The sequence below is a fragment of the Janthinobacterium sp. BJB426 genome, assembly GCF_002735705.1.
Classification (GTDB): domain Bacteria; phylum Pseudomonadota; class Gammaproteobacteria; order Burkholderiales; family Burkholderiaceae_D; genus Janthinobacterium.
The window spans coordinates 404,777-420,702 of sequence record NZ_PDZL01000004.1; the positions used below are offsets into that span (position 1 = coordinate 404,777).

The following is a 15,926-nucleotide window of genomic DNA, read 5'->3' on the forward strand; positions in this document are numbered from 1 at the left end:
TTGCCGATGGCGCCATGCCGCCATCGCCACAGGAGTCTTCATGTTCCCGATCCGTGCCGTCCTGGCGGGCTGCGTGGCGGCGCTGTGCGCCTTGCCGCCAGCTGCCGCAGCCGACGTCCCCGCTGCCGCCACTGCCTCTGCCTCCGTTGCCCCGCTGACCGTTCCCGCACCCGTGGCGGCGCGTCCGCGCATCGCCCTGGTGCTGTCAGGCGGCGGCGCGCGCGGCCTCGCGCATATCGGCGTATTGAAAGTGCTGCAGGAGCTGCATGTGCCGATCGACATGGTGGTCGGCACCAGCATGGGTGGCGTGGTGGGCGGCGCGTATGCGGCCGGCGCTTCCGTGGCGGACCTGGAAAAGATGGCGCGCGAGACCAACTGGGCGCGCGTGGTGGCTGACCGGCCGCCGCGCGACGAACTGGCGTTCCGCCGCCGCGAGGAAGATTTGTTGCTGCCGTCGCGCATCGAGTTTGGCGTGAGCCACAATGGCATTTCCACGCCGCCGGCCGCGGCCAGTAATGCGGCACTGGAGATGGCCTTGAACCGGCTGCTGCCGGCCGGCATGCGCGACCGCCCCGCCAGCCAGCTGCCGCTGCCTTTCCGTTCTGTGGCGTCGGACCTGGTCAATGGCGAGCTGGTGGAACTGGTGGACACGCCTTTGTTCCTGTCGATGCGCGCTTCGCTGGCCGTGCCGGGCGTGTTTGCGCCCGTGCGCGTGAATAACCGGCTGGTGGTCGATGGGGGGCTGGTGCGCAACCTGCCCGTCGACATGGCGCGCGCCATGGGCGCCGACATCATCATCGCCGTCAACGTGGGCACGCCGCTGGCGCCGGAAAAAGACCTGGGCAGCGCCATCGGCGTGGCGCAGCAGATGCTGCAAATCCTCACGGAGCAGAACGTGCAGCGCTCGCTCAAGGAACTGCAGGCGCAGGATATCCTGGTGGCGCCGGATTTGACGGGCGTCAGTTTCCTCGACTTTGAAAACTATGCGCGCGCCATGCGTGCCGGCGAGCAGGCGGCGCAGGCCCTGGCCGCCCGTCTGGCGCCGCTGGCCCTGCCGCCGGAGCAGTATGCGGCGCGCGAGCAGCTGCGCCTGGCCGCTCCGGCCCTGCTGGACGTGGCCCTGCCGCTCACGCGCCTGGCCGTGGAGAGCGAAGGCGATATCAATCCGCGCATCCTGCAGGCGCAATCGGGCCTGGTGGAAGGACAGTCGGTCAGCCAGGAAGATGTGCTCAAGGCGGCGGCCAGGCTGTATGGCCGCGGCGACGTGGCGCGCGTGGAGACGGAAGTGGTCGATTCCGGCGACCAGCGCGCCGTCACCATCAAGGCGGTCGAAGCGCCATGGGCCAGCAACCGCCTGCGCGTGGGCCTGGAACTGGCCAGCGATTTCAGGGACAGCAATAATTTCGCCCTGAAGCTGCTGCATGCGCGCTCGAACCTGAACAGCTGGGGCGGCGAGTTGCGCAGCACGGCGCAGATCGGTAATACGCGCGGCTATGGCCTGCAGTTCTGGCAGCCGCTGGGGGCCGGCAACCCGTGGTATATCGCGCCGCAGCTGCAATACACTTCGTCGGCGATAGATTTGTTCGACAAGGGCCGGCGCAACGCCCGCCTGGCCTATAACGGCCAGACAGCTGCACTGGTGCTGGGACGCCAGTTCGGTACCTGGGGCGATCTGCAGTTCGGCGTCGCTCGTACGGAAGTCAAGGGCAAGCTGGCGATTCCGGCCGACCCTACGCAGCCGGAGTCGCGCGCGCTGGGCACCACGCAGTTCGTGCGATTCCGCGCTGATACGCTCGATTCGCCGGGCTTTCCCACGCGCGGCGTCCTGCTTGAGGCCACCTGGGCGCGCGATACGACCACGGGGGCAGGCGAGGCGGCCCTGGGCCAATCGTCCATCACGGGCCTGAAGGCCTTTGGCCGCGGCAACTGGGCCGGTCACGTGTATGGCGAATGGGCGCGCTCACAGCGTGACGAAGCGCCTCTCAATCTCGGTGGTTTCCTGCGCTTGTCCGGCACGGAATTTGAATCGGTGAGAGGACGCAGTATCGCCTTCGCGCGCTTCGTGATGGCGCGCCGCATCGGTTCCCTGCCGAGTACCCTGGGCGGCGTGGTGCGGGCCGGCTTTTCGCTGGAGATGGGCGGCGGCTTCGATCAGAGCGAGCGCTGGAAAAGCAGCAAATTCACTCAGGCGAGCAGCGCCTTTGTGTCCGTCGACACGCGCTTCGGTCCTGTGTATGTGGCGGCGGGCGCGACCAAGGGCGGCGAGAGCACGCTTTATCTGTTCCTGGGACCGGTCTGGTAGGGCGCCGCGGGGGCGGCCGTACTGCGGCGCAGGGCCGTGAAGGCGGCAAATTCCCATGAGCGAAAGCCCAGCAGCAGGGTAAAGCCGTCGCGCTCGGCGGGTGCCAGGCGCCGGTCGTTCTGGTGCAGGCGCGCCAGTTCCTCGGCCAGCTGGCGGATCTTTTGCACCAGCTCCTGCGCGCTCGACAGCGACAGGCGCGCCGGGATGCACATCAGGGTTTCGCCGGCGCCGTCAAAATGCCCGCTGAAATAATCGGCCACCACGTGTTCGCGGAAGTACTGCTGCACCGGGCCGTCGGCCAGCCAGTGGAAGGCGTTCGAGACGCGAAGGCTGTAGCGGTTCAGGGGCTTGAGTTCGATCAAGCCCAGGCGATCCAGTTCGGCCAGGCAGCCGATGCATTCGGCCTGCGTCAGCGCATACGTTTCCACCACCTGCTCCAGGCTCCAGTGGCCGAGGCAGCAGATCGCCACCAGCAGCAGGCGCGGATGCGCGACCAGCGACTTTTCCTGCACCAAGGTGAGCGTGTCGGCATGCGGCGTGATGTCGGCCGCGCCGCGCAGCACATCTTCCATGGCGATGCCCGAGGCCTTGCAGATCAGGGCCAGGCGCGACAGCGACATGTCGTGCTGGCCAAACATGCGCTTGACGCTCGATTCGCTCATGCCGATGCGTTCGGCCAATACCTTGTAGGTGATGCCGGCGGCGCGCAGTTGGGTGCGCAGCACGCGCAAAACCAGTTCAGGTGAACTCACGATAGTTCCTTTATGCAAGTTTAGTAGCGGTTGACGGTACCGAATGTAGCCGTTAATGGCACTTTGCACAAGGTGATAGTACTTTTCGGCGAAAGCGATGACACTCCCGCTTGTGGCTCGCGCAGCGCGCTACAACCAGGCAATCCATCCACTTGTAGAGGTTATCCATGTTCTCCAAATTTCATTTTTCAGCAGCGCTGCTGGCGCTGGCCGCCATCGCTCCCCTGCATGCCGCCGCAGCCGAACCGGCACCGGGTCCGTTCTATGCGGGCGCCAGCTATGGCTTTCGCGCCAGCACCGGCCTCGATTGCATCGCCGGACAAAGCGATTGCGACAAGAGCAGCAAGCGCAATGGCAAGGCCTACCTGGGTTACAGTTTCGACGCGCTGCCGTTTCAGGGCGGCGTGGCCCTGCCTTCGATTGAGCTGGTGGGGTACACGGGTGGCGAGGTCAAATCCGGTTTCGACACGGGCGCCGGCAAGCGCGCGGGCCGCGGCAAGTTCACGGGTCTCGGCATGCAGGGCGTGCTCGGTTACCAGTTTGACGCGTTTACACTGAGCGGACGCGCCGGCGCTGCCTACACGCAGGGCAAGGTCGATTATCTGGGCGGCGGTTCGGACAAGAAGAGCAAGATCGGCCTGACCTACGGCATCGGCGCGGCGTATGCGCTGAACCAGAACTGGTCGCTGCACCTTGACTGGGACCGCGTGCCGGTCAAGTACAACAGCAAGCAAACGACCAAGGTCGACATGTTTTCGCTGGGCGCGTCCTACCGTTTCTAAGGGGATGCTGCTGCGGCACAGAGTGGCCTGATGGCGGACGCCCTATGAACAGGGTGTCCGCGGGCGGCCTATTTTTCCGTTTCGACTTTCAACAGCAATTTCGCCAGCAGGCGTTTTTCCTGCTGGCGCTGGCCTGACACGGTCTTCACGTGCGCCCCGGCGGCGCGCTGCAGGGCGGCAGTGGCGACCGGATTGCGCGGTTTTTGCGAGGGTTCGACGCGGAACTGCATTTTCTGCCGCGTCGCCAAGGCCTTGTTTGCCATCGGTTTCCCCCTTCCTTCCTACAGCACGTAGCGCGACAGGTCCTCGTTGACCGACAGCGCTTCCAGGCGTTCGTTGACGTAGGCAGCGTCGATCACCAGCAGGTTTTCCGTGGTGCTGCTCCCTTCGCTGGCCGTAAACGACACTTCTTCCAGCAGTTTTTCCATCACCGTGTGCAGCCGGCGCGCGCCGATGTTTTCCGTGCGCTCGTTTACCGAATAGGCGATTTCGGCCAGGCGCGTGATGCCTTCCGGCGCGAATTGCAGTTTCAGGTTTTCCGTCGCCAGCAAGGCTTCGTACTGCATCGTCAGGCAGGCATCGGTGCTGGTGAGAATGCGCTCGAAGTCCGAGATCGACAGCGATTCCAGTTCCACGCGGATGGGGAAGCGGCCCTGCAGTTCGGGGATCAGGTCCGACGGTTTCGACAGGTGAAACGCGCCCGAGGCGATGAACAGGATGTGGTCCGTGCGGATCATGCCGTACTTGGTGTTGACGGTCGTGCCCTCGACCAGCGGCAGCAGGTCGCGCTGCACGCCCGCGCGTGAAACGTCGGCGCCGCCCGATTCCGAGCGCGAGGCGATCTTGTCGATTTCATCGAGGAAGACGATGCCGTTCTGCTCGACGTTCTGGATGGCCTTCTGCTTCAGTTCATCTTCGTTGAGCAGCTTGGCCGCTTCTTCTTCGACCAGCAGTTTCAAGGCTTCCTTGATCTTGACCTTGCGCGCCTTCTTGCGCTGCCCGCCCACGCCCGAAAACATGGACTTGATCTGCTCCGTCATTTCTTCCATGCCCGGCGGCGCCATGATTTCCATCTGCGGGCCTGCCTCGGCCAGTTCGATCTCGATTTCCTTGTCATCGAGCTCGCCCTGGCGCAAGCGCTTGCGGAAGGTCTGGCGCGTGCTGTCGCCGCTGCCCGTGTCCACGGCCGCCGCCGTATTCGGCGTGAAGCCGAAGTCGCGCGCCGGCGGCACGAGGATGTCGATGACGCGGTCTTCGGCCGCATCTTCGGCGCGTGCGCGCACTTTCTTCATTTCCAGCGCGCGCGTCTGCTTGATGCCGATGTCGATCAGGTCGCGGATGATGGTGTCGACGTCGCGCCCCACATAACCGACTTCCGTGAATTTGGTCGCTTCGATTTTGATGAACGGCGCCTCGGCCAGCTTGGCCAGGCGGCGCGCGATTTCCGTCTTGCCGACGCCCGTGGGGCCGATCATGAGGATATTCTTGGGTGTGATTTCATGGCGCAGGGGCTCGGCCACCTGCTGGCGGCGCCAGCGGTTGCGCAGGGCGATGGCGACGGCGCGCTTGGCCTTGGCCTGGCCCACCACGTGCTTGTCGAGTTCGGTAACGATTTCCGACGGGGTCATGTTCATGATCATAGTTGGCTTTCTATTCTGTGCTCGGGCGTGCCTGGACTCAGTCCAGGGTCTCGATGATGTGCGACATGTTCGTGTAAATGCAGAGTTCCGCGGCGATGGTCAGCGATTTCTTGACCACTTCGGCCGGCGACAAGTCCGTGTTTTCCTGCAGCGCCTTGGCGGCGGACTGGGCATAGGTGCCGCCCGAGCCGATGGCGCCAATGCCGTCTTCCGGTTCCAGCACGTCGCCATTGCCCGTGATGACCAGGGTCGACTCGCTGTCGGCCACCAGCAGCATCGCTTCTAGGCGGCGCAGCACGCGGTCGGTGCGCCAGTCCTTGGCCAGTTCGACGGAGGCGCGCAGCAGATTGCCCTGGTGTTTTTCCAGCTTGCCTTCAAACCGGTCGAGCAGGGTAAAAGCATCGGCGGTGCCGCCGGCAAAGCCGACCAGGACCTTGCCCTGATACAACTTACGCACTTTGCGGGCCGTGCCCTTCATGACGATGTTGCCCAGCGTTACCTGGCCGTCGCCGCCCAGGGCGACTTGCTTGCCGCGCCGGACGCAGAGGATGGTGGTGCCGTGAAATTGTTCCATAGTGACCTCAAAAGATTCGTGCCGATGCGTGCAAGGCCATGCGATTGCGCGCCCATGGCTCAAAAGTGGGGATGGAAAAGGCAATTGCAAGCGGCAGTGCCTGCTTCAGTGTAGTCGGCGCGGGACGAAAAAAAAGCACGCAACCGAAGGTTGTGTGCTTTTTTATGCGCCATCGCGGGCCGCCGGGACGGCCGCGCAAGGGGAGGGCGATCAGTCGCCGTACAGCTTTTGCTTCAGTTCGCGCCGTTGCTGGGCTTCCAGCGACAGGGTGGCCGTTGGACGGGCGATCAGGCGCGGGATGCCGATAGGCTCGCCCGTTTCTTCGCACCAGCCATAGTCGCCGGCGTCGATGCTGGCGATCGATTGCTGCACTTTCTTCAGCAATTTGCGTTCGCGGTCGCGCGTGCGCAGTTCCAGCGCATGCTCTTCCTCGATGGTGGCGCGGTCGGCAGGGTCCGGTACGAGCACGGTTTCACGCAAGTGTTCCGTGGTTTCGCCGGCGTTTTTCAGCAGGTCTTTTTCGAGCTGCTGCAGGCGCGCCTTGAAGAATGCCAGTTGTGCCGGATTCATGTAGTCATCTTCGCTCATGGCGCGAATTTGGTCTTCGCTGATGAGAGGGATGTCTTGGTTGGCGGCCGGGGTCGATTTATTAGTTTTGGTCATAACTTCGCTTACCTTCGATACGACAGAGTTTTCAAATTGATCAGTTGATGCGGCGATACCGAGCAACTGTACAGGTTCCGCTTGGCATTGCTGTCCCGCTGTACTGCGTGCGACCTTGGCTTGCCGGCGAAAGCCAGGACTACCGGCCGGCTAAGGTGCCATGTTGATAACTTTTTACCGCTCTATGCCAGTCGCGCTATGCGCGCGTCAACAGGCGTGTTGGGTGGATCGGTTGCATGCCTGGCATGCGGCCAGCGGCAGTTTGCCAGCATTTCATGACAGGCGAACGACATGGGCCGTTTTCGTCGCTGATTTTGGCACGCTTTGCTTTATATTGCCATCCCGATTTGTTGACTAGCCGATCAGAAACGGCTACTTGTTGGTTTATGCCAGCAAGACGGGTGTCAGACAGCGGGAAAGCGTGCTTAACTTTCCCTTTTGTTTCTGCTTTGCAACGGATACTTTACAAAACCCGGCTAGTTTATACCAAACATTGTTCGAGTCCGCGAATAAAAATGTCTTTTGGTAGATTCTTGCCAATAAACACCATTTTGCTGCCGCGCACTTCGTTTTCGCCCCATTTGGCGCCCAGGTCGCTACCCATCAGTTGGTGCACGCCCTGGAAGACCACCTTGCGTTCGGCGCCCTGCATCAGCAGCACGCCCTTGTAGCGCAGCATGCGCGGGCCATACACTTGCACCAGGCCGCCGAGGAACTCATCGAGCTTGGCGCTGTCGAACGGTTGCGTGCTCTTGAAAACAAAGGCGGCGATATCGTCGCTGTGCTGCGCATGGTGGTGGTCGGCATGGCCGCAATCGGTGGCGCAGGCGTCGCTGTGCTCGTGTTCATGCTCGTGGCCGTGATCCTCTGCGTGTGCATGCGCGTGATCGTGGTCGTGGACGTGCGCCGTTTCCGTGGCCAGGAAATCCGGGTCCAGTTCCAGCTTTTCATTCAGGTTGAAACCGCGGATGTCGAGCACTTCGGCCAGCGGGGCGCGGCCGAAATCGACCTTGGCGATCGGTGCGCGGGGATTGATGCGCTTCAGGCGGCGCGTCAGCGTGGTCACGTCCTCTTCACTGACGAGGTCGGTTTTCGACAGCAGCAGTTTGTCGGCAAAACCCACTTGCCGCTGGGCTTCCTCGTATTCATCCAGTTGCTTCATGGCATGACGGGCATCGACTACCGTGATAATAGCGTCGAGCATGTAGTGGCTGCCCACTTCTTCGTCGACAAAGAAGGTTTGCGCCACGGGGCCGGGATTGGCCAGCCCCGTCGTTTCGATGACGACGCGGTCGAAGGCCAGCAAGCCGGCGTCGCGCTTGCGCGCCAGTTCCGTGAGGCCCACGATCAGGTCGCCGCGCACGGTGCAGCAGATGCAGCCGTTGTTCATCTCGATGATGTGTTCGTTGCTATCCTGCACCAGGATTTCATTGTCGATGTTTTCCTGGCCAAACTCGTTTTCGATCACGGCGATGCGCATGCCATGGTCTTCCTGCAGTATGCGGTTGAGCAAGGTGGTTTTGCCTGCGCCCAGGAAACCGGTGAGGATGGTGGTTGGAATCAGTGCCATGAGAGATGCCTTGTAATCGGTGGTGCCGCCGCGCAAGCGGAAGAATGCGGACGATTATGCCGGAATTTTGCAAAAGCTTGCAAATGCGCGCCCATCCGCTTGATATGGATCAGGCTGCCCCATTGGTGCGGCCGCCTACTTGAGCTTGGCGCGCGGGTGCGCCTGGTCGTACACGTGCGCCAGGTGCTGGAAGTCGAGGGCCGTGTAGACCTGGGTCGAGGTGATGCTGGAATGGCCCAGCATTTCCTGTACGGCGCGCAAGTCGCCCGACGATTGCAGCACGTGCGAGGCGAACGAGTGGCGCAGCACGTGCGGGTGCACATTCGCGGGAATTTCCGTCGCCAGCGCGTGCGCCTTCAGGCGCAGTTGCAGCACGCGGGGCGAGATGCGCGTGCCGCGCGTGCTTAAAAACAAGGCAGCGCTGCCATCGGCCGCTGGCGGGCGCACGCCCAGCCAGGCGGTCAGGGCCACGAGGGCCGCCTTGCCGACGGGCACCTTGCGCATCTTGCTGCCCTTGCCCGTGACGATGACTTCGAAGCTGGCCATGTCGAGCCAGCCCAGCGAGGCGGGCTGGCCATTTTCCGCCTTGCAGTAATGGGTATCCAGGCTGGTCAGTTCGGACACGCGCAGGCCGCTCGAATAGAGCAGTTCGAACATGGCGCGGTTGCACAGTTGTTCCGGTTCGGCAGCGCCTTGCTGGTGTTGCGCGGGCGCCACGAGGCGCACGGCGTCATCCACCGACAGGGCTTTGGGCAACGTTTTGGCCCGCTTGGGGGCGCGGATGCCGTCGACGGGATTGGCGTCGAGCGCCGTCTCGCCGCTGAGCCAGTTGAAAAAGCCCCGCCACGACGACAGCTTGCGGGCGATCGAGCGCGGGTCGAGGCCGCCGGCATGCAGCTTGGCCGTGTAGCGGCGCACTTCGTTGTGCGCCAGCGCCGTCCAGGGCGTGTTGCCGCTCAGTTCCAGCAAGGTGCGCAGGTCGCGCCCGTAGGCGTCCAAGGTATGCGGCGACAGCTTGCGCTGCGTGGCCAGCTGCGCCAGGTAGGCGTCGAGCCACTCGGCCTTGCCGCGCGCCTCGTTCATGGCTGACTCAGGCAGGCGAGCCGGCGCGCAGCGCGGCCAGGGCGGCGCTGGCCGTGGCGCCGATATGCACGAGGAAGTCCGTGCCCATGCTCGAGGTAAAACGTTCGCTGTCGGGCGAACCGAGCACCAGCAAGCCGAAAGTGCCCGTCGTGCCAGGCGCGCGCAGGGCGATCATGACGGCCGATTCGATTTTATCCGCTTGCAACCAGTGCACGGCTTCGAAATCGCGGTTGCTGCCGCAGTACGGCGTTTGCAGGCTGTTGGCGAACATGCGCACATCGGCCGTGACATCTTCCGTGAACCAGCCGTTGGCGTGTTCCGGCAGCACTTGCCACAGGCGCAGGCTGACGTAGGGCACGTCGAAATTGCTGTGCAAGGCATCGACCAGCACGCGCGGCATGTCTGCATCGTTGCGCACTTGCAGCATGGCCTGATTCCAGCCGTGGAATTTGCTGGCGATGTCGCCATTTTCCTCGGCCAGGCGGCTCAGCTTGGACATGCGCAGTTCCAGCGCCTTGTACTTGTCGCGCATCACTTCCATCTGCCGTTCCTGCAGCGAGATGGTGCGTCCCGTCAGCGGGCTGCTCAGCTTGACCTCACCGAGCAGGGCGGTATGCTCTTCGAAGAAATTCGGGTGCTCGCTCAGGTACTGGGCGACGGTGCTGGAATCGAGTGTGGCGGTCATTGAGAATATCTGTCAGTGAAAGTTGAACACTTCATTCTAACCGAGAGTGCGGCGCCATAGGCGCAAAGGGGACGGTAGCGATGCATTTTCCGTGCGCCCATGAAAAAAGCGGCATGGTTGCCCATGCCGCCTTGTACTCCTGGCTCAGCAATCACCCGTGGAGGGTGACTGGTCGGCCATTAGAAGTTGTGATGCAAGCCCAGACCGATGTAGGTCTTCGAAACAGCATCCTTGCGGTTCGAGATGTCCGCGTACAGGTAGGTGCGCTTCGACAGGTTGTAGTCGTAGCCCAGCGATGCTTGTTTGGTCTTGGTCACGCCGTCTGGTGTTTTTTGACCGTAGCCAGCGCGAATCTTGCCTGGGCCGACGTCGTAGTTGGCGCCAACGAGCCATGCTTTGGTGTCGGTGTTGATGATCTTGAAGTTGCCATCATCCTGATGCTGGTACGATGCCATCAGTTTCAGTTCCGTTACCGGATTGAACGATGCTGCAACCGACCACAGCTTGGCTTGCAGGCCATTGCGCTCATACGCGGCCATACCGGCGAACTGGCCGTAGTTGTACGTAGCCGAGACCGAGTACGGATTCGACGCTGGCACGGCATTGGCTGGCACGAAGTAGTTGCCTGCCGTCGCAGGAACCGCGATGTTACCGTTGGCTTCCTTGGCGGCGACAGTGGCGTTGAACTGGAAGCCGCTGATGACTGGCGAGTTGTAGAACACGGCATTCGAGAAGCGGTTACGCGAGTTGCCTGGCGCGCTCAGCGGATCGCTGCTGTAGGCGGCAACGGTCAGGTCGGTTTGGAAACCGGCTGGCGTAGGCATGCCCGACCATGGTTCAAACGCGGTGCTCGATTCCTGGAAGGCGGTCAGGCCACGGCCCAGACGCACGGTACCGAAGTTGCCTTGCAGGCCGACGCGGCTTTGACCCTGGAACAGGGGACGCGAATTGGCGCCCGACGTGTTTTCTACGGTGCCGGTGTCGGATTCATAGCGAATTTCCAGTTGGAAAATAGCTTTCAAACCATTGCCCAGATCTTCCGTGCCCTTGAAGCCCAGTTTGTTGTTGTCGCGCTTGGTGACAGCGGTGGTCGAACCAGTCGCTTTGCCCAGGCCTGCATCGATCGTGCCGTAGATTTGGACGGACGACTGCGCTTGTGCGGTTGCGGCAAAGGCGCCGAAGAGTGCGAGGGCAACGAGTGATTTTTTCATGTCTTATTCCCTATTAAAAGTGAGTTCCGTCCGAGATCCGAGCAGATTGAAACACGCTAACTGTCGCGTTTCGATGAATGAACCTTAATTCGTCGGCGCGCAAGACGTGCGGGATTGGTCAAATGTGCGTGAAAAGATTGGTGAAAAGCGGCATAACTGCATGCCCCTGTTGTATTTTTGTAACGCGCGGTTTATGCCGGTTCTGCGCCGGGGGCACGCGTTTCCCCACCGTCACGCCAGCCGCGCCTCGTCATCTTGACGTGTCCGGGCCAGGACATTGTTGCGTTGAATCAAGTTCTTAAGCCGGCTTTGGCTGATTTATGACACAAGGACGTTACACTAAGGGACGGCCTGCATTGATGGGCCTGGAGACGGCTCACTATTATTAGAATCATTGACTCAATATCGAGAATCGATGGCAAATCGCGAAACATTAGGATTGATCAAGGGCGCACGCGCGGGCGATGTGGCTTGCCAGCTGGCGTTGGGACGCGTGTATCTGTTTGGACAGGGTGTGCCGCAAAGCTTGCCCACGGCCTTGCACTGGCTGGCGCGGGCGGCCCAGGAGGATAGCGAGGAAGCGTGCCTGCTGATCGGCACGCACGTGCCGTTCGAAGTGGCGCAACCGGCAGCCAAGGCGCTGATCCCGTATTACGCGCAGGCGTTCGATGCGGGCCTGGTGCAGGCGGGCCTGGTGCTGGCGCAGCTGGTGCTGGGCAATGCCGCCAGCCACTGTGAAACCATGCGCGCCAAGGCGCGCGTTGCGCTGGACGCCGCCGTGCGCGCCGGCTTGCCCGATGCGCAATGGTTGTTATCCATGCAAGAGGGATCGCTTGCCGCTTCCGGGCCGGCCACCAGCCTGGCTGGCGAGCACGCCTTCGATGGCGACGCGCCGCTGTACGCCTGGCTGGAGCAGGCATGGAGCCAGGGCAACCATGCGGGCTTCCTGTCGCAAGGCTTGCCGCTGGCGCGCGAATTGCTGCAACGCCAGGCAGCGGCCGGGGCGCGCACGATCGCCCTCGACGCGCAGCAGGTGTTGTTGCTGTCGCGGTGCGCCCAGGCCTTGGCGCCTGGCGGCGATGCCGAGGGCTGGCAGTGTTGCGAGCTGGCCGCGCATGGCGGCGACCGCACGGCGCAGCTGGAGCTGGGGCTCGGCTATGCGCGCATGGATGCGCATGGCCAGCGCCTGGCCACGCGCAATGGCGCGGCCAATTTCAAGCGGGCCGTGCGCTGGCTGACGCAGGCTGGCGAGCAGGGACTGGCCGAAGCCTGGTTCGTGCTGTCGCGCATCTATACGAAACCGGAATTTTCCCAACGCAATGTGGTCGAAGCCCATTCCTGCCTGGAGCGTGCCGCCGACCTGGGGCATGGCCCGGCCCAGCTCGAGTGCGGCATGCATGCCTGGCGCAATCGCCGCGACGGCGTCAACAATGATGTGCGGGCCGCGTACTGGCTGCTGCAGGCGCAGGCGCAAGGCAGTCGTGAAGCGGAGGCGGCGCTGGCGAAGATTGCGCCGCAAGGCGAACCCGGCGACTGGGGCCAGTGCGCCGCCATGCACGCCGATGGGCATTTGCGGCAATTGGGCCAGAGCCACCCCCTGCTGGCGGCGCGGCTGGCACTGGCGCGCTGCTTTCATCTGTCGCGTGCCGAGGCGCTGCTGCTCGATATCCATGCAGCCGACCAGGGGCATTGTCTGTTGATCGATATCAGCGCCACGCATGGGCGCGGCAAGCGGCGCCTGGTGCTGATCCGCACGGCGCAGGAGCGGCAGCTGCTCGACCAGGCGGTGCGCCTGTTCGAGCGCGTCGATTGCGGCGTGGCGGGGCCGGAAGGCAATTACCGGCAGCGCCTGTACCGCCTGAAGTGCTACCTGGCGGAACTTGATGTCGCGCAGGAACAGCAGTTCCTGGCGGCCTGACTTTTACTGCTCACTTTCACCCGTCTACAACTCGATCGTGCCTTCGAACACGGTCACGGCCGGGCCCGTCATCAGCACGGGCTGGCCGGGGCCTTGCCAGGCGATCGACAGTTCGCCGCCGCGCGCGCTGATGCGCACGGGGGAATCGAGCAAGCCGCGCAGGATGCCGGCCACGGCGGCGGCGCAGGCACCCGTGCCGCACGCCAGGGTTTCGCCCGCGCCCCGTTCAAATACGCGCAGTTTCACATGATGGCGGTCGACGACCTGCATGTAGCCGGCGTTGACCCTGCGGGGAAAGCGCGGATGGTGCTCGATGCGCGGACCCGTCACTTCCAGGTCTTGCGCCTCGACATCATCGACCACTTGCACGGCATGCGGATTGCCCATCGAGACGACGGACACCAGCACGGGAGAGGTTTGGCCCGGCAAGGCCAGGTCCAGCGGCCACACAGTGTCGTTGCCTTGCGCCACGCCATCGATGCCGTTGGCATCGAACGGCACCAGCTGTGGCTCCAGCACGGGCGCGCCCATGTCGACCGTGATGCTGCCGTCGAGTTCCAGGCGCGGCGCGATGATGCCGGCCATGGTTTCTACGCGGATACTGTCCTTGGTCGATAAACCCTTTTCGCTGACGAACTTGACGAAGGCGCGCGCGCCGTTGCCGCACTGTTCCACTTCGCCGCCATCGTTGTTATAGATGCGGTAGCGGAAGTCGCAGCCGGGCAGGCGCGGCTTTTCCACCACGAGGATCTGGTCGGCGCCGATGCCGAAACGGCGGTCGGCCAGGCGCTGCCACTGGGCCGGCGTGAGGTCGATATCTTGATGGATGGCATCGATGACGATGAAGTCATTGCCGGCGCCATGCATTTTGGTAAATTGAAGTTTCATGGTCTGCCGTATCACTTGTGCTGGTTATAGAACGATGCTTCGCCTTCCGGACGCGTCTTGAAGCGTTTATGCGTCCAGAAATACTCGGCTGGTGCTTCGCGCACTCTTTCCTCGATGAATTCGTTCATGCGGCGCGTGGCGGCCGTGATGTCGTCGCCCGGATAATCGTCCCAGGCCGGGTAATACGTCACTTGCCAGCCCTGGTAATTGGGCAGAAAGGTGGCGATGACGGGAATGACTTGCGCCTTGGCGGCCAGCGCCAGGCGCGCCGTGGCCGTCAGGGTGGCGGCGGGCACGCCGAAGAAGGGCACGAATTCCGCATCCTTCTCGCCGAAATCCATGTCCGGCAGCATGAAATACGGCAAGCCGTCGCGCAGCGCGCGCAGAATCGTCTTGATGCCGTCCTGGCGCGTAAACAGCTTGGGCGGCTTGAAGCGCGAACGGCCGTTGCGCAAGGCCTGGTCGAAGGCGGCGTTCTTTTGCTGCACATACATCGACGAGGCGGAGATCTCCATGGCGGTAGCGGCGCCGGCCACGTCGAGGCAGACAAAGTGCGGACACAGCAGGATGGTCGGCTTGGCCGCGATCTGCTGGCCGGGGAAGGCGGGCACCTTCTTGATCAGGCGGTTCAGGCGTGCTTCCGATGACCACCACAGGATGCTGCGTTCCCACACGCTGCGCGAGTACGCCTGGAAATGCTGGCGCGCCAGCGCCACGCGTTGCTTTTCCGTCAGCTCCGGCATGCACAGGCGCAGATTCGTCAGGGCGATGTCGCGGCGCGCGGGCATGGCGATGAACAGCAGGCTGCCGACGGCCACGCCGAAGCGGCCGAGGATGGGCAAGGGCAGCCAGTGCAGCAGCCACATGAAGGCGATCAGCAGTCTCATGCCTGCTCCTTGGCGGCATCGGACGTGGCGGACGTGGGCGGCGGCGCGCCGCGCGGCACCTTGTAGCGATTGTAGCTCCACAGGTATTGCGCCGGGCTGCGCGCGATCAATTGTTCCATCGCCGCGTTGATGGTGCGCGCCTGCTCGGCCGAGGTGCTGGCTAGCGACTCGGTGAAGGGCACGAAATGCACGACATAGCCGCGCCCGCCCGGCAGGCGTTCCGCGTAAGTGATGATGACTTCGGCGCCGCCCATCTGCGCCAGCTTGGCGGGCAGGGTCATGGTGTAGGCGGGACGGCCGAAGAAATCGGCCCACACGCCTTCGCCTTCTTGCGGCACCTGGTCGGGCAGCAGGCCGATCGGTTGTCCTTTTTTCAGGCATTTGGCGAAGATGCGCACGCCCGACATATTGGCTGGCGCCAGCATCAGGTTTTCGCGCGCGCGGGCGCCTTCGATCAGCGGTTTCAGGGCGGCGCGCTTGGGCGGGCGGTACATCACGGTGAGCGGCGTGCGCAGCGCGATTTGCTGGGCGACGATTTCAAAGCAGCCCAGGTGCGGCGTCAGGAAGACGATGCCACGGCCGTGCTGCAGCGCTTTTTCCACCAGTTCCCAGTTTTCCACCGTTGCATGGCGCGCCACGCGTTCGGCTGGCGCGCACCAGATGAAGGACAATTCCAGCACGCTCTTGCCCGCTTCGGCCACGGCCGTGTGCAAGTGTTGCGAAAACCCCGCACCTTGCATGTTCTCGCGCATGCGGCGGCGGTAGGACGGGGAAATGGCGTAAATCACCCAGCCGAGCGCAGCGCCCAGGGTATGCAGGACGGGCAGGGGAAAGATCGATAAGAAGCGGAAAATTGGGACTAACATGTATAAGCTGTTTCCAGGAATGGCGTGTTGCCGTGCCAAAATTTTTTAAGAAGCGTAAAATACCACGTATGCAGTAACCGCTGAGTTAATAGACAACTTGCGATG

Annotated in this window: 15 protein-coding genes; 3 read left to right on the forward strand and 12 right to left on the reverse strand. The window is 63.0% G+C overall.

Translation table 11 applies throughout. The annotated features are described in order from the left end of the window. Window positions 1–40 precede the first annotated feature (40 nt). Window positions 41–2,302, forward strand: coding sequence for a patatin-like phospholipase family protein (locus tag CSQ93_RS09685; protein ID WP_099377866.1), 2,262 nt, complete (start codon window positions 41–43; stop codon window positions 2,300–2,302). On the opposite strand, the gene CSQ93_RS09690 is transcribed toward CSQ93_RS09685, so the two are convergent. Continuing rightward, complete coding sequence (locus CSQ93_RS09690) at window positions 2,275–3,054, reverse strand: helix-turn-helix domain-containing protein (protein WP_233516126.1); 780 nt, start codon at window positions 3,052–3,054, stop codon at window positions 2,275–2,277. The two genes, CSQ93_RS09685 and CSQ93_RS09690, sit on opposite strands and share 28 nt — an antisense overlap. Window positions 3,055–3,221: 167 nt before the next feature. Between CSQ93_RS09690 and CSQ93_RS09695 the strand changes: the two genes are divergently transcribed. Next, entirely contained in the window at window positions 3,222–3,836 is a 615-nt protein-coding gene (locus CSQ93_RS09695; RefSeq protein WP_099377867.1) for an outer membrane protein, read from the forward strand. 68 nt (window positions 3,837–3,904) lie between these two features. On the opposite strand, the gene CSQ93_RS09700 is transcribed toward CSQ93_RS09695, so the two are convergent. The 8 genes from CSQ93_RS09700 to CSQ93_RS09735 all read right to left on the reverse strand — a co-directional run bounded on the left by CSQ93_RS09700 (window position 3,905) and on the right by CSQ93_RS09735 (window position 11,262). Further along, window positions 3,905–4,099 carry a hypothetical protein gene (locus CSQ93_RS09700; protein ID WP_099377868.1) on the reverse strand — a complete coding sequence of 65 codons (195 nt, stop codon included), beginning with the start codon at window positions 4,097–4,099 and terminating at the stop codon, window positions 3,905–3,907. A gap of 18 nt (window positions 4,100–4,117) precedes the next feature. Then, complete coding sequence (hslU, locus tag CSQ93_RS09705) at window positions 4,118–5,470, reverse strand: ATP-dependent protease ATPase subunit HslU (protein ID WP_099377917.1); 1,353 nt, start codon at window positions 5,468–5,470, stop codon at window positions 4,118–4,120. A gap of 43 nt (window positions 5,471–5,513) precedes the next feature. After that, a complete protein-coding gene (gene hslV, locus CSQ93_RS09710; RefSeq protein ID WP_010394217.1) occupies window positions 5,514–6,050 on the reverse strand; it encodes an ATP-dependent protease subunit HslV in 537 nt (178 codons plus the stop codon). A gap of 210 nt (window positions 6,051–6,260) precedes the next feature. After that, window positions 6,261–6,713 carry an RNA polymerase-binding protein DksA gene (dksA, locus tag CSQ93_RS09715; protein ID WP_034753066.1) on the reverse strand — a complete coding sequence of 151 codons (453 nt, stop codon included), beginning with the start codon at window positions 6,711–6,713 and terminating at the stop codon, window positions 6,261–6,263. 481 nt (window positions 6,714–7,194) lie between these two features. Next, window positions 7,195–8,283, reverse strand: coding sequence for a CobW family GTP-binding protein (locus tag CSQ93_RS09720; RefSeq protein WP_099377869.1), 1,089 nt, complete (start codon window positions 8,281–8,283; stop codon window positions 7,195–7,197). Between the two features lie 135 nt (window positions 8,284–8,418). Beyond that, window positions 8,419–9,366, reverse strand: coding sequence for a tyrosine recombinase XerC (locus tag CSQ93_RS09725; protein WP_099377870.1), 948 nt, complete (start codon window positions 9,364–9,366; stop codon window positions 8,419–8,421). A gap of 7 nt (window positions 9,367–9,373) precedes the next feature. Further along, window positions 9,374–10,051 (reverse strand): DUF484 family protein, encoded by a 678-nt coding sequence (locus tag CSQ93_RS09730; RefSeq protein WP_099377871.1) that lies wholly within the window; start codon window positions 10,049–10,051, stop codon window positions 9,374–9,376. A gap of 179 nt (window positions 10,052–10,230) precedes the next feature. After that, a complete protein-coding gene (locus tag CSQ93_RS09735; RefSeq protein ID WP_099377872.1) occupies window positions 10,231–11,262 on the reverse strand; it encodes a porin in 1,032 nt (343 codons plus the stop codon). A gap of 415 nt (window positions 11,263–11,677) precedes the next feature. Between CSQ93_RS09735 and CSQ93_RS09740 the strand changes: the two genes are divergently transcribed. Beyond that, window positions 11,678–13,180 carry a tetratricopeptide repeat protein gene (locus CSQ93_RS09740; RefSeq protein ID WP_099377873.1) on the forward strand — a complete coding sequence of 501 codons (1,503 nt, stop codon included), beginning with the start codon at window positions 11,678–11,680 and terminating at the stop codon, window positions 13,178–13,180. 24 nt (window positions 13,181–13,204) lie between these two features. On the opposite strand, the gene dapF is transcribed toward CSQ93_RS09740, so the two are convergent. The 3 genes from dapF to CSQ93_RS09755 are packed head-to-tail and all read right to left on the reverse strand — an operon-like array spanning window position 13,205 to window position 15,821. Next, window positions 13,205–14,068 (reverse strand): diaminopimelate epimerase, encoded by an 864-nt coding sequence (gene dapF, locus CSQ93_RS09745; RefSeq protein WP_099377874.1) that lies wholly within the window; start codon window positions 14,066–14,068, stop codon window positions 13,205–13,207. 11 nt (window positions 14,069–14,079) lie between these two features. After that, a complete protein-coding gene (locus CSQ93_RS09750; RefSeq protein WP_099377875.1) occupies window positions 14,080–14,955 on the reverse strand; it encodes an LpxL/LpxP family acyltransferase in 876 nt (291 codons plus the stop codon). Further along, window positions 14,952–15,821 (reverse strand): lysophospholipid acyltransferase family protein, encoded by an 870-nt coding sequence (locus CSQ93_RS09755; protein ID WP_099377876.1) that lies wholly within the window; start codon window positions 15,819–15,821, stop codon window positions 14,952–14,954. The genes CSQ93_RS09750 and CSQ93_RS09755 overlap by 4 nt, the downstream gene beginning before the upstream one ends. Window positions 15,822–15,926 lie beyond the last annotated feature (105 nt).

What these genes read in the sequence shown, in the direction of transcription:
- CSQ93_RS09695 (WP_099377867.1), top strand. Translation starts at nt 3,222, where the DNA reads ATGTTCTCCAAATTTCATTTTTCAGCAGCGCTGCTGGCGCTGGCCGCC.
- hslV (WP_010394217.1), bottom strand. Translation starts at nt 6,050, where the DNA reads ATGGAACAATTTCACGGCACCACCATCCTCTGCGTCCGGCGCGGCAAG.
- CSQ93_RS09700 (WP_099377868.1), bottom strand. Translation starts at nt 4,099, where the DNA reads ATGGCAAACAAGGCCTTGGCGACGCGGCAGAAAATGCAGTTCCGCGTC.
- dapF (WP_099377874.1), bottom strand. Translation starts at nt 14,068, where the DNA reads ATGAAACTTCAATTTACCAAAATGCATGGCGCCGGCAATGACTTCATC.
- CSQ93_RS09735 (WP_099377872.1), bottom strand. Translation starts at nt 11,262, where the DNA reads ATGAAAAAATCACTCGTTGCCCTCGCACTCTTCGGCGCCTTTGCCGCA.
- dksA (WP_034753066.1), bottom strand. Translation starts at nt 6,713, where the DNA reads ATGACCAAAACTAATAAATCGACCCCGGCCGCCAACCAAGACATCCCT.
- CSQ93_RS09725 (WP_099377870.1), bottom strand. Translation starts at nt 9,366, where the DNA reads ATGAACGAGGCGCGCGGCAAGGCCGAGTGGCTCGACGCCTACCTGGCG.
- CSQ93_RS09740 (WP_099377873.1), top strand. Translation starts at nt 11,678, where the DNA reads ATGGCAAATCGCGAAACATTAGGATTGATCAAGGGCGCACGCGCGGGC.
- CSQ93_RS09730 (WP_099377871.1), bottom strand. Translation starts at nt 10,051, where the DNA reads ATGACCGCCACACTCGATTCCAGCACCGTCGCCCAGTACCTGAGCGAG.
- CSQ93_RS09755 (WP_099377876.1), bottom strand. Translation starts at nt 15,821, where the DNA reads ATGTTAGTCCCAATTTTCCGCTTCTTATCGATCTTTCCCCTGCCCGTC.
- CSQ93_RS09750 (WP_099377875.1), bottom strand. Translation starts at nt 14,955, where the DNA reads ATGAGACTGCTGATCGCCTTCATGTGGCTGCTGCACTGGCTGCCCTTG.
- CSQ93_RS09720 (WP_099377869.1), bottom strand. Translation starts at nt 8,283, where the DNA reads ATGGCACTGATTCCAACCACCATCCTCACCGGTTTCCTGGGCGCAGGC.
- hslU (WP_099377917.1), bottom strand. Translation starts at nt 5,470, where the DNA reads ATGAACATGACCCCGTCGGAAATCGTTACCGAACTCGACAAGCACGTG.
- CSQ93_RS09685 (WP_099377866.1), top strand. Translation starts at nt 41, where the DNA reads ATGTTCCCGATCCGTGCCGTCCTGGCGGGCTGCGTGGCGGCGCTGTGC.